12 protein-coding genes and 1 riboswitch are annotated in these 12,995 nt (G+C 57.1%); all 12 genes read left to right on the plus strand.

Translation table 11 applies throughout. The features are described from left to right. The first annotated feature begins 221 nt into the window (after positions 1 to 221). The 12 genes from DIT72_RS14705 to purT all read left to right on the plus strand — a co-directional run bounded on the left by DIT72_RS14705 (position 222) and on the right by purT (position 12,582). A complete protein-coding gene (locus DIT72_RS14705; protein WP_135955991.1) occupies positions 222 to 914 on the plus strand; it encodes a GntR family transcriptional regulator in 693 nt (230 codons plus the stop codon). A 15-nt stretch (positions 915 to 929) separates the two neighbouring features. After that, positions 930 to 1,355: a cobalamin B12-binding domain-containing protein gene (locus DIT72_RS14710; protein WP_135955992.1), complete on the plus strand. Its 426-nt coding sequence runs from the start codon at positions 930 to 932 to the stop codon at positions 1,353 to 1,355. A 76-nt stretch (positions 1,356 to 1,431) separates the two neighbouring features. After that, positions 1,432 to 2,853, plus strand: coding sequence for a phenylacetate--CoA ligase family protein (locus DIT72_RS14715; RefSeq protein WP_135955993.1), 1,422 nt, complete (start codon positions 1,432 to 1,434; stop codon positions 2,851 to 2,853). Then, positions 2,854 to 3,834, plus strand: a complete 981-nt coding sequence (meaB, locus tag DIT72_RS14720) for a methylmalonyl Co-A mutase-associated GTPase MeaB (RefSeq protein WP_135955994.1) — start codon at positions 2,854 to 2,856, stop codon at positions 3,832 to 3,834. It abuts the gene before it with no gap. After that, on the plus strand, positions 3,821 to 5,518 hold the full coding sequence (locus tag DIT72_RS14725) for a methylmalonyl-CoA mutase family protein (protein ID WP_135955995.1): 1,698 nt from the start codon (positions 3,821 to 3,823) through the stop codon (positions 5,516 to 5,518). The genes meaB and DIT72_RS14725 overlap by 14 nt, the downstream gene beginning before the upstream one ends. Positions 5,519 to 5,563: 45 nt before the next feature. Beyond that, complete coding sequence (locus DIT72_RS14730; protein WP_135955996.1) at positions 5,564 to 6,121, plus strand: cob(I)yrinic acid a,c-diamide adenosyltransferase; 558 nt, start codon at positions 5,564 to 5,566, stop codon at positions 6,119 to 6,121. Between the two features lie 83 nt (positions 6,122 to 6,204). Continuing rightward, positions 6,205 to 6,427: riboswitch (cobalamin riboswitch) on the plus strand. 146 nt (positions 6,428 to 6,573) lie between these two features. Continuing rightward, positions 6,574 to 8,430, plus strand: coding sequence for a TonB-dependent receptor domain-containing protein (locus DIT72_RS14735; RefSeq protein ID WP_135955997.1), 1,857 nt, complete (start codon positions 6,574 to 6,576; stop codon positions 8,428 to 8,430). A 30-nt stretch (positions 8,431 to 8,460) separates the two neighbouring features. Continuing rightward, complete coding sequence (locus DIT72_RS14740) at positions 8,461 to 9,348, plus strand: cobalamin-binding protein (protein ID WP_135955998.1); 888 nt, start codon at positions 8,461 to 8,463, stop codon at positions 9,346 to 9,348. Between the two features lie 40 nt (positions 9,349 to 9,388). Continuing rightward, positions 9,389 to 10,303 carry a FecCD family ABC transporter permease gene (locus DIT72_RS14745; RefSeq protein ID WP_135956017.1) on the plus strand — a complete coding sequence of 305 codons (915 nt, stop codon included), beginning with the start codon at positions 9,389 to 9,391 and terminating at the stop codon, positions 10,301 to 10,303. Continuing rightward, entirely contained in the window at positions 10,303 to 11,076 is a 774-nt protein-coding gene (locus DIT72_RS14750; RefSeq protein WP_135955999.1) for an ABC transporter ATP-binding protein, read from the plus strand. Before DIT72_RS14745 ends, DIT72_RS14750 begins: the two co-directional genes overlap by 1 nt. A 93-nt stretch (positions 11,077 to 11,169) precedes the next feature. After that, on the plus strand, positions 11,170 to 11,352 hold the full coding sequence (locus tag DIT72_RS14755) for a DUF1289 domain-containing protein (RefSeq protein WP_135956000.1): 183 nt from the start codon (positions 11,170 to 11,172) through the stop codon (positions 11,350 to 11,352). A 39-nt stretch (positions 11,353 to 11,391) separates the two neighbouring features. Then, complete coding sequence (gene purT / locus DIT72_RS14760; protein ID WP_135956001.1) at positions 11,392 to 12,582, plus strand: formate-dependent phosphoribosylglycinamide formyltransferase; 1,191 nt, start codon at positions 11,392 to 11,394, stop codon at positions 12,580 to 12,582. Positions 12,583 to 12,995 lie beyond the last annotated feature (413 nt).

Here is a 12,995-nt window from a genome sequence, read left to right on the forward strand (position 1 = left end):
TTCCCAGTCATCGGTTCTGTTCATCCGGGGCCGGTTTACCCCTGATTTCTATGGCTTACCTCGCTTCAGCCGTTCCGGCAGGAGCGAGGTCGTGCCGGTCTGTGCTCAAAAAACGCAAAAATTTAGACTAAAGTCTAATGTTTTTGGCGAAGCATCAGGTATTACATGGTGAATACTGTATGCAAACGAGAGCCAGGGAGCTGCATCGTGGGGTTTGATCAATGAAGAAAATCCAGGCCGAGAAGAACCTGCCAGAGCTGATATACGACTCGGTAGTCAATGCCATCGTTGAAGGTTTGCTGAAGCCCGGGGAGCGGGTTACCCAGGAAAGCCTGGCCGAGAGGTTGGATGTCTCACGGCTGCCTGTGAGCCAGGCCATGCAGCGTCTTCGCGATGATGGCTTCCTGTCGGCTGTCGGACGCAGGGGCCTGATGGTTTCGGTGCTTGATGAGAACTTCGTGGCGCAGTTGTACGAGTTCCGGTGCGGAATTGACCTGGTCAGCGCCGGGCTGGCCGCCCAGAGGGTGGATGCAGGAGCACGGAAGCGTGGCAAGGACATCATCGATGAAGGGCGCGCAGCCGGGAAGGCCCGTGACCTACCCGCTCTGATAGACGCTGACATGCGCTTTCACGGCTTCATCTACGAGCTGGCGGGAAACACGTTCATCCTGGATTCAATGGAGGCCCATTGGAACCATGTAAGGCGTGTCATGAGTGACATCCTCATTGTCGAGAAAAACCAGCAACAGATCTGGGAAGAGCACGCGGCAATACTGGATGCAGTTCTGGCCAGTGACGTGCGGACTGCTGAAACGCTTGCGAGGCAACATGTGGAAACCGCATCGAAGTGGCTTCAGCAAGAAATAAAAGACTCTCGTGAACCGCTGAAAAGAAGCGGTAGCGCGATTATTTAATCCAAGGAGAATGCGATGCAAAACAATGACAATAGCGCTGCGGTAATTCGGGTAATGTTGGCAAAGATCGGTCTGGACGGCCACGACAGAGGCATAAAGGTTGTCGCACGTGCGCTCCGGGATGCCGGCATGGATGTGGTCTATACCGGACTGCATCGCACGCCCGAGGAGGTCGTGGATGCGGCTATCCAGGAAGATGTGGATATCCTGGGCATCAGCCTGCTCTCAGGTGCGCACATGCACATTTTCCCCAAGGTACTGGAGCTCCTGAAAGCCAAGGAAGCGGAAGACATGATCGTTGCCGGTGGCGGGGTTATTCCGGACGACGATGTCAAAGAGCTCTACCAGATGGGCGTTGACAAGATTCTGCTACAGGACACTCCTCCCCAGGAAATCATTGACTCGTTCCGGCAACTGGTCGCAGAGCGTGGTGCCCGGTAACGCCGGCACCATGCCGGCCGGGCGGCCGTGACAGATTTCCTAAGACGACAACCAATAACAATATCAGGAGTCTCCGATGGAAGAGTGGAATTTTCCCCCTAATTACAACAACGACTATTTTCCGGATCCGAACAGCCCCTACTGGTTTCGGGACCGGGAAACCATGGCCCCGGAAAAGCGTGACGAGCTCATTGTTGCCCGTATCCGCGAGGTGATGGCCTATGCTTACGATCACTCGCCGTTTTACCAGCGCAAATGGGACGAGGCCGGTATAAAGGCCAGTGACATTCGCAGCCTTGCCGACTTCGAAGCAGTTCCTGTTGTCACCAAGCAGGAGCTGCGGGATTCCCAGGCGAAAAATCCGCCATTCGGGGACTACCTCTGCTGCCCTGAAAGCGACATACACCACATCCATGGTACGTCAGGCACGACCGGCCGGCCCACAGCGTTCGGTATTTCCCGCCGTGACTGGGACACCATCGCCAACAACCACGCCCGGATCATGTGGGGTATGGGTCTGCGGCCGGGGGACACGGTGTTTGTAGCTGCCATCCTGAGCCTTTACATGGGGTCCTGGGGCGCGTTGATTGGCGCCGAAAGGCTGGGTTGCAAAGCCTTCCCCTTTGGCGCCGGCGCTCCCGGGATGACAGCGCGAGCGGTCACCTGGCTGGGAATGATGAAGCCCGCCGGCCTATACTCCACGCCGTCGTATGCGCTGAGGCTTGCGGAAGTGGCCCGTGAGGAAGGAGTGAATCCCAGGGAGTTCGGAATCAAGGTTCTGTTCTTTTCCGGTGAGCCCGGCGGGTCCATTCCGTCTATTCGTGACAAGATCCAGGATATCTACGGGGCGAAGGTGGTTGATTGCGGGACCATGGCCGAACTGACGCCATGGATGCACGCCTCCGGCAGCGCCGACACCGAGGGTATGCTGCTGTGGCAGGACATCGTCTACACCGAAGTGGCGGACCCGAATACCCATCGGCGCGTCCCCTATGGCGAGCAGGGCACCCCGATCTACACCCACCTGGAGCGGACTTCCCAGCCGATGATCCGCATGATCTCCGGCGACCTGACCCACTGGGTAATGGAAGACAATCCCTGTGGCCGCACCTATCCGAGGCTGCCAAAAGGCATCTACGGGCGGATCGACGATATGTTCCAGATCCGCGGCGAGAACGTGTACCCCAGTGCAATCGCTGAAATTCTTGAAGGCCTCGCCGGTTACGGCGGTGAGCACCGGATTATCATTTCACGGAGTGGCTCGATGGATGAGCTGGCCGTGCAGGCGGAGTTTGACCAGAAGGTCGCGGACAAGGGCCCGGATGCGGTCAGGGAGCTTGGAGAACGGGCGGAGGCAGAGTTCAGCCGGGTGCTGGGCGTGCGCGCCCGCGTTGAAATGGTCGAGCCGGACACCTTCCCGCGCACCGACTTCAAGGCGCAGCGTGTCGTTGACGACCGGGACCTTTACCAGAGCCTTCACCAGAAGCGAGGAGGTTAAATGATTAACCGCATACCTTCCATGGAGCTGGCGGAACGGGTTCGGGAAGGACACCTCCGTGCCATAGCCAGGCTGATTACGCGGGTTGAGAGTGGTGGCGACCCGGAAGTGCGCCAGGCTCTGGCCGAGCTCTACAAGAGTACCGGCCGCGCCCATGTGGTGGGCATTACCGGTGTGCCGGGAGCGGGGAAGTCGACCCTGGTCACACAGCTGGTCCATGAATACAGGGCAAGTGGCCGCACCGTGGGTGTCGTTGCCATCGATCCTTCCAGCCCGTTTTCCGGTGGCGCCATTCTTGGTGATCGTATCCGTATGGGAGACCTGGTTTCCGACCCCGGGGTGTTCATTCGCAGTATGGCAACCCGGGGAACCCTGGGTGGCCTGGCCAGACCGGCTCTGGATGCGGTCGACCTGCTGGACGCCGGAGGGTTCGATGTGGTCCTGATCGAGACGGTCGGGGTGGGGCAGGACGAAGTCGATATCGTGCGTGCGGCACACACCACGGTGGTTGTAAACGCGCCCGGTCTGGGTGACGACGTCCAGGCCATCAAGGCGGGGGTGCTGGAGATTGCCGATGTCCATGTGGTGAGCAAGGCCGACCGGCCGGATTCCAACAAGACCATCCAGGAGCTCAAGGCCATGCTGATGATGAGCCTGGAGCCGGGTGAAGGCATCTGGCGGGTACCGGTGGTGCCCACCAGCTCTGAAAAACATACCGGTTTCGGCGAGTTGATGGCCGCAATTGACCGCCACTCGGAGCACCTGGAACGAAGTGGTGAAATCACTGAACGGCGACGCCAGATTGCGCTGACCCGGGTGGTGAAAGTGGCCGAAGAGATCGTCCGGGACAATTTTGCACGTGACAGCAGGTCGCAAACCGAAGAGCTGCTCAAAAAGGTTACCCAACGCGAACTGGATCCCCATGGAGCCGCGGTGACCTTGTTAAAAGCCATGAAGGAGACGATTCATGAATCACACTGACCAGTATGACCCCGCTGCACTCAAGCATATTGAAAAAGAGTTCGATGAGTGGGAAAAGAACGAAGTGGCATCTTTTATAAAGCGGGCACCGGAGAGCCAGTCCGAATATATTACCGCTTCCGGTATGCCGACGAAGCGTACCTATACGCCACTGGACCTCAAAGACACCCCGTTCGAGGACATTGGCTTCCCCGGGCAATATCCGTTCACCCGGGGACCATACCCCACCATGTACCGGGGCAGAAACTGGACAATGCGCCAGATCGCCGGCTTCGGAACAGCCAGGGAAACCAATGGGCGTTTCAAATACCTCATTGCCCAGGGTCAGACCGGCCTGTCGATCGATTTCGACATGCCCACCCTGATGGGGTACGACTCCAGTCACCCGATGAGCCAGGGCGAAGTAGGCCGTGAAGGCGTTGCCATCGATACGCTGGCGGACATGGAAGAGCTGTTCGACGATATTGATCTGACCAAGATATCCGTATCCATGACGATCAATCCGTCGGCCTGGATACTCTACGCCATGTATATTGCGCTGGCGCAGAAGCGCGGTTACGACCTCAATGACCTGTCGGGCACCATCCAGAACGACATTCTCAAGGAGTACATTGCCCAGAAGGAATGGATCTTCCCGGTGCGGCCGTCGGTTCGCCTGGTCCGTGACTGTATCCAGTACGGATCCGAAAACATGAAGCGCTACAACGCCATCAATATCTCCGGATACCACATCTCCGAAGCCGGCTCGACCGCTGTCCAGGAAGTGGCGTACACCATGGCCACCACCATGGAGTATGTGCAGACGGCTATCGACGCCGGGGTGGACGTTAATGAGTTTGGCCCCCGACTCTCGTTCTTCTTCGTGAGCCAGGCGGACTTCTTTGAAGAGATTGCCAAGTTCCGCGCAGCGCGGCGGATTTACGCCAAAATCATGCGGGAAAAGTTCGGCGCCACGAATCCCGCGGCCAGCAGGCTACGTTTCCACGCCCAAACTGCGGCGGCAACACTGACCAAGCCACAGTACACGATCAATCCAATCCGTACTGCCCTTCAGGCCCTGTCTGCTGTGTTGGGTGGCGCGCAGTCGCTGCACACCAACGGTATGGACGAGGCGTTTGCGATACCCACCGAGGAAGCAATGCGGATTGCACTGCGTACCCAGCAGATCATCGCCTACGAAACCAACATCACCCAGGTGGTGGACCCACTGGGTGGTTCCTACTACGTTGAAAGCCTGACCGACGAGATCGAGCGGGAGGCCTGGAAAATTCTCGATGAGGTTGAAGAACTCGGCGGCACACTCAAGTGTATCGACGACGGCTATTTCCAGAGAGGCATATCCGATTCGGCCTATGATTTTGCGTTGCGCAAGGCCAGTGGCGAAAGACCGGTTATCGGTGTCAATATGTTCGTTCAGGAGGAAGAGGATGTTGAAATCGAGACCCATCCCCATGATCCGGAGACCGAGCGCCGGCAGATTGAGCGCCTGAACAGGGTCAAGGACAATCGCGATGAGGAAAAGGTCCAGAGTATGCTCAAGCAACTGAAAGAGCAGGCCGAGGACGAATCGGTAAACCTGATGCCGCTTACCATTGAGTTGGTCAGAGAGGGCGCTTCGATGGGCGACATTGTTGAAACCCTGAAAGGCATCTGGGGAACCTACCGTGAAAAACCGGTAATCTGACCGGCTTCATTTGCTGACTGAACCACCAGTACACGGGAGAAATGAATGGTCAGGCTCACCAGGATCTATACGAAAACCGGAGATAAGGGCGATACCGGCCTCGGCGATGGAAGCCGGGTCGCCAAGCACGATCTGCGCGTGGAAGCCTATGGCACGGTCGATGAGGCCAACGCCGTTATTGGCTTGGCGCGGCTCCATGTGGACGAGGAGCTGGACCGGATACTGGCCCGCATCCAGAACGATCTGTTCGATGTGGGTGCGGATCTGTGCACACCTTTTTCGGAGAACCCGAAATACCCACCGCTGCGGCTTGCTGAGACCAAGACCGTCGAACTCGAGCAGGAGATTGACAGGTTCAACGCGGATATTCCGTCGTTGCGCTCGTTCATTCTTCCGGCGGGCAATCCGGCTGCAACGCACCTTCACCATGCCCGGACGGTGACACGCCGGGCTGAGCGCATCATCGTTCAGTTGAAGGAGGACCAGGACATCAGCCAGGCGGTACTGGAGTACATGAACCGCCTGTCTGATTTGCTGTTCGTGCTTGCAAGGCATGCGAACGGCAAGGGTAAGGATGATGTGCTCTGGGTACCCGGAGAATGACATCGGTCGGCTGTGACCAGGCGATGTATTTCATTCTCGTGAATTGATTTAGGCCCGAGGGCCTGATAGTTTGAACACTGAAAAAGTGTATACCGTATTCAGGTAATGCTTTTTTGTGGCACCAGCGCAGAAAAGCTTAAAACGGGAAGTCGGTTAAAGTCCGACGCTGCCCCCGCAACGGTAAGCGAGCTAAAGGCAATCTTATAAGCCACTGTGCGTACTGCATGGGAAGGTGACTGCCCCGGATAGGCCGTAAAGACTATTCCACTCGCAAGCCCGGAGACCGGTCTGAGTACACACCCGAAGTTGCGGAGGGCGACGGCGGTGGGTGAGTTGTGTCGGTTTCACGCCCGTACTCTGACTCGTATCCTGCCTGCCCAAGTCTCACTCTCAAGCTCCGCAATATAATAAACACCATGCGGGTGCGCATGGTTTACAAGCGAGTGTTGATTATGGGTTATTCCAAGACCATGCCGGTTCTGTTATCCGGCCTCCCCCTTGTTTTCCTGCCAGTTTCCGATGTGTTAGCTGATGACGAAAAGACCATCTCGGCGCTTGATCCGATTGTGGTTACTGCGACACTTGGGCCAAAAACCGTTGGTGAAAGTCTGTCTTCTGTCACTGTGATTGATAAGGAAGATATTGACCGGCAACAGCCTGCGGAATTTCAGGATATTCTCAGGGCACAGCCAGGTGTAAACGTTGTGTCTGATGGCAGCTACGGCAAGACCACCAGTGTATTCCTGCGTGGTGCCGGTAGCTCTGGTACGGTGCTTCTGCTGGATGGCATCAGGCTACGCTCTGCGACCGCAGGCATACCTCCGTGGCAATTCCTTCCTCCGGAACTGATGGAGAGGGTTGAACTGGTGCGCGGAGCAAAAAGCTCTTTGTACGGTGCAGATGCTGTTGGTGGAGTTATCCAGGCATTCACTCTAGAGCCCGAGGCCGGGCGCCAGGGCTGGGCAGAGCTGTCAGGAGGTTCCCATGACACTCGGGAGGTCACGACTGGCCTGGCAGGCAGGGAAGGCCGTTCCGCTTTCCTGGCCAGTGGTGTTTTTTCCGATACCGACGGTACCAACCTGCGGGCTGGTGGCGAAGATAAAGGATTCCGTAACGCCGGTGGTCTGGCAAAACTCAGTCACAACTTTGATCAGGGAGGTGGTGCTGGATTAACGGTATTCCAGTCTGAGGGCAATACCGAATTTGAAGGTGGTGACACGGATTTCATGATCCGGGCGATGGGGTTTTATCTGGAGGCTGTCGCCAGTGACTACTGGCGTACCCGTATCCAGTTTTCTGGGTCCCGTGATGAGCAGGATACATTTGGTACCTATCCGAGTGTTTATAACACTCAGTCACGTTCGGCCCGTTGGGAAAACACTCTCACTGCAGGCGTCCACGAGGTTGTACTCGGTTCTGAATTTATGATCGACGAAGTTGAAGGTAGCGATCAGTTTGCTGAAAACAGCCGTAGCAACTCCGCAGTTTTCGGGCAGGCTCGCCTCAACTTTGATGCTAACGAGCTGATGTTCAGCTTGCGTCTCGATGATAATGAAGCATACGGCAAGGAAGAAACTGGAGGTATTGCCCTGGGTCACCAGTTCGATCGCTCTCACCGTTTGCGCCTGAGCTACGCGACATCGTTCAAAGCGCCTACTTTCAATGATCTGTACCTGGAAATACCTTCTGACTTTGGAAGCTACTTGGGGAACCCGGATCTTGATCCAGAGAAAGGTCAGATGATGGAGATCGGTTTTTCGGGACGGTATGACTCATGGTTCTGGGATGCCGCCATTTACCAGAATGATGTGGACGACCTGATTACCTTCGTTTTTGATCCTGCCACTTTCGACAGCACGATGGAGAACGTGGAAACCGCCCGGATTCGCGGTGTCGAAGTGTCATCCGGTTTTGAAACGGACGGCTGGAACCTGGCAGCAGCCGTCACGTACGCGGATTCCGAAAACCGTGATACCGGTGCCCGTTTGCCGCGACGTGCGGAGAGAAATCTGCGTCTTGACGTTGACCGGTTGTTTGCCCAATGGTCGCTTGGAGCAAGTTTTATTGCCGAAAGCGATCGGTACAATGATCCGGCCAATACCAGCTTGCTTCCCGGATACGGTACGGTTGACGTGAGAGCGGCCTGGAACTTCCTGCCGGGCTGGTCTGCCTCGTTCAAAGTGGATAATGTGCTGGATCGCCGTTACGCCACCAGTCAGGGCAATGATAGCGTGACATTCGAGCCCTTTGACTATCTCGCCGCCGGGCGGACCTTCATGGCTTCGGTGCGCTATGATTTCAAGCAGTAAGTTCCCTGGCCCGAAAGGTTCGAATTCCTTATGAAGCATTTCGGGCTTATCTTTGTGGTCACCCTTGTGGTGTGTTTTCCTTTACCCGGGTTGGCGGACGACTTGTGTGCGACCGATGGCCTGGATCATAAAGTCTGCCTGACTGCGCCTGCAGAGCGAGTTGTTTCGCTCTCGCCAGGCGCGACAGAACTGCTGTTCTCCGCCGGTGCCGGAGACAAACTGGTCGCCGTCAGCGCCTGGAGCGATTACCCGCCAGAAGCCGCCAAACTGCCGCAAGCCGGCAACAGCAACAGGCTGGATCTGGAAGCCATTGTTGCGCTGGAGCCGGACCTGGTGGTGGCCTGGGTGGATGGTAATTCCGCCTCGCAACTGGCGAAAATTGAAGCTCTGGGCGTTCCGGTATTCTGGCTGAAACCACGCACGTTTGAGGATATCGCAAGCGCAGTAGAGCGGCTGGGCGTGCTCAGTGGTAATGAAAAGACCGGTGCGGGCCGGGCTGCTGATTTTCTGGCAGGCATTGAGCAGTTGCGCGATCGCTACCAGGAAGCTCTGCCGGTGCGGGTGTTCTACCAGGTCTGGCACGAGCCACTGATGACCATCAATGATGAGGAACTCATTGGCAGAGCTATTCGCCTGTGCGGTGGCAGCAATGTGTTCGGGCACTTGCCACGCGTGGTGCCCCGCATCAGCAAAGAAGCGGTTCTGGAAGCCAATCCGGACGCCATACTCAGCGGTGGTGAAGACAGTGACGACCGCCGCTGGCTGGAGCAGTGGCGGCAGTATCCGGAACTGGCGGCAGTAGCGATGGATAACCTGTATCTGATTGAGCCGTCGCTGATCCAGCGTTCTACCTTGCGCATGCTTGAAGGTACCAGCCAGTTATGCCGGACCCTGGAGGAGGCTCGTGCACGGTTATAGCCGCCCGCTGGCCATTCTTGTCCTGATCAGCCTGCTCTGCATGGGTCTCTCCATCAGTATGGGTAGTGCTGCTTTGTCGTTTGCAGACACATGGGCCGTACTGACAGGCAACGGCACCCCTCTGCAACAGACGCTCATACTGGAGTTGCGCCTGCCGCGCACCCTGAGCGCTTTCGCCACCGGTGGGCTATTGGCAGTGGCCGGTGCGCTGATGCAGGTGCTGCTTCGCAATCCGCTGGCGGATCCCTACATTCTGGGGCTATCCGGTGGCGCAGCGGTCGGTGCCTTGCTGGCCATGCTGGCGGGATTGGCCGGGGCTCTGGTGTCAGGTTCGGCATTTGCAGGCGCACTGCTGGCAACCATGCTGGTATTTGGCCTGGCCCACGGAACCGGAAGCTGGACACCGTCCCGGTTGTTGCTGACCGGCGTGGTGGTGGCTGCGGGGTGGGGCGCGATCATCACGCTGATTCTCGCCATGAGCCCCGCCCGGCAGTTGCCCGGCATGCTTTACTGGTTAATGGGTGATCTTTCCCACGCCGGCAATCCGGCACCGGCACTGGCCCTGTTGGTATTGGTTTGCGCCCTGGTGCTTCCCCTGGGACGCAGCCTGAATGTGCTTGCCCGTGGCCCGCTTCAGGCCGCTGCGTTGGGGGTAACCGTAAGGCCGCTGGAATGGCTGATCTATGTGCTTGCCAGCGTGCTCACCGCAGCTGCAGTCTCCATGGCCGGAAGCATCGGTTTCGTCGGCCTGGTGGTACCTCACATGTTGCGTCTGGTTCTGGGCAATGATCAGCGCCTGATCCTGCCTGCCTGTGCCCTGGCTGGCGGCACACTTCTGGTGCTGGCGGATACTCTGGCACGAGTCGTGATCGCGCCGGAGCAGTTACCGGTAGGTGTCATTACCGCCCTGCTGGGTGTGCCGACCTTTCTTTATCTGCTTTACCGGAGCCGCTGATGAACCCCTTACAGGCACGAGATCTGGTGATCGATATTCCCGGCAGAGACGATGGCGAGGCGCTGAATTTCATAATTCAGCCCGGGCAGATTTGGGGTGTGCTGGGCCCTAATGGTGCTGGCAAGACGACCTTGCTCCATACGCTGGCGGGATTGAGGGAGCCCCGTGCAGGGGAAGTCTGTCTGGGCGAGCATCGTCTGATGGAGCTGAAGCGTAAAAGAATATCGCAACAACTGGGCCTGGTGTTTCAGGAGAGGCAGGACGGTTTTCCCGCCACGGTACTGGAGACTGCGCTGATTGGCCGCCACCCTTGGTTATCTCCCTGGCAGATGGAAACCGGGAATGACGAAGAAATCGCCCGCCGCTCCCTGGAGCAGTTGGATGTGGCCCATTTGAGCGACCGAATGGTGAACACCCTATCCGGTGGTGAGCGCCAGCGCGTGGCCATTGCCACAGTCCTGGCCCAGGCACCGGATACCTGGCTTCTGGACGAGCCCACCAATCATCTGGACCTGCACCACCAGGTATCAGTACTGCAGTTACTTACCGAACAGGCCGGTGCCGGGAATTCGGTTTTTATGTGCCTGCACGACCTGAATCTGGCAGCACGCTGGTGTGATCATCTGCTCCTGCTTTATCCCAATGGTGAGGTCTGCTGGGGCCCGGCCGAACGGATGCTTGCTCCGGTGGCACTCGAGCGACTCTATGGCCAGGAATTGCTGACAGTGGAGGTAGATGGCGCGCCAGTGTTTGTCCCCAGGAAGGTCTGGTAGCCAGGCAGACATTAGAAGCAGAAGTCAGAAAAGGTTAAAGTGCCGGCCTCAGGGCTGCCGTGTGCCGGTTTATGCAATCAGGTGAGGTAGAGGATGAAAGTCGCGGATAAGGTGCGCTCGCCCTGTGTGAGCATTTGCGCGCTGGATGACAACGATATCTGTGTCGGATGCCATCGCAGCGGGGATGAAATCACGCGTTGGTCCCGAATGAGCAATGAGGAGCGACGTGAAGTGCTACAAAAAGTCGCCAGGCGCGAGCGCGAAAATTTGATCTAGAGATTGGCCATTGATCGACACAACAGGACTCGCAATATCATGACTGATACCGTTCGAATAGGTACTCCGCTCAAAGCAAACGCCTTCAGGGTGCTCTTTTGCGGCTCCGGGGAGTTGGGCAAGGAAGTGGTCATCGAACTGCAGCGCTTCGGCGTGGAAGTGATTGCAGTTGATCGTTACGCCAATGCTCCGGCCATGCAGGTTGCCCATCGCAGCCATGTTGTCGATATGCTGGATGGTGAAGCGCTCCGCCGCGTCATTGAAGCGGAAAAGCCGAACCTGATTGTGCCGGAGATCGAAGCCATTGCCACGCCGGAACTGGTGAAGCTGGAACAGGAAGGCTATCACGTGATACCCACAGCACGAGCCGTGAACCTGACCATGAACCGCGAAGGCATCCGGCGCCTTGCCGCTGAGGAGCTCGGGGTTGCCACATCACCGTACCGGTTTGCGGAGTCGAAAGCGGAATATCTCGCAGCCATTGATGCCATCGGATTGCCCCTGGTGGTGAAGCCGGTGATGAGTTCGTCCGGCAAGGGGCAGAGTACGGTAAAATCCCCCGAGGATATTGAAGCTGCCTGGGAGTATGCCCAGACAGGTGGTCGCGCCGGTAAGGGCAGAGTAATTGTTGAAGGCTTCGTGGACTTTGATTACGAGATCACCCTGCTGACAGTAAGGCATCGGGCTGGCATTTCATTCTGCGAACCGATCGGACATCGCCAGGAAGACGGGGATTACCGGGAATCCTGGCAGCCCCAGCCGATGAGTGAGAAAGCCCTGGCCCGCTCCCGCGAGATTGCTGAGGCTGTTGCCGGCAATCTCGGTGGCTACGGCGTTTACGGGGTAGAGCTGTTCGTTCAGGGTGACGAGGTGTGGTTTTCAGAGGTGTCGCCGCGCCCTCATGACACCGGACTGGTGACGCTGGTTTCCCAGGATCTGTCCGAATTTGCCTTGCACGCCCGTGCCATCCTGGGATTGCCGATACCTGCAGTACGTCAGCAGGGCCCATCGGCTTCCGCGGTGATACTGCCCGAGGGAGATTCAGATGCCGTAGCCTACACGGGACTTGAAAAAGCCCTGGCAGAGCCCGATACTTTCCTTAGGCTGTTCGGAAAACCTGAACTGAAAGGGCGCCGTCGTATGGGTGTGGCGCTTGCCACCGGTAATTCGATTGCCGAAGCCAGGGAAAAGGCGACCAGGGCAGCGGCCGCCGTAAAAGCCGAGCTTTGACAGTAATTCCCTGGTCTCCTGAAAAAGTTATAATGAAACGTTGACACCTCAGGTGAGCTCTGTAGAATACGCATCTCGTTCGAGGGACACGCCACTGAGGCGGGTCAGAAATCGAACGACAACCGTTTGAATTGATTGAAGATTTCTTGTTTTTAAATTCTTCAGAAAGCGGTTGACAAGGCAGCGGTTCGATGTAGAATACGCCACCTTGATCGGGCAAGTCCCGAACGCTCTTTAAAAAGTTGACCAAGTAATTCGTGTGGGCGCTGGCCGGGGTATTTCGGACATGAAATATCAGGACAGTGACTCGTCGAAAAATTGAGTTTTGTCTTGAGCAGAAATAAAGGATCTTCGGATTCTTGTATGATTTAAACTGAAGAGTTTGATCATGGCTCAGATTGAACGCTGGCGGC

Origin of the sequence: Marinobacter orientalis, assembly GCF_004792665.1 — a bacterium.
Classification (GTDB): domain Bacteria; phylum Pseudomonadota; class Gammaproteobacteria; order Pseudomonadales; family Oleiphilaceae; genus Marinobacter; species Marinobacter orientalis.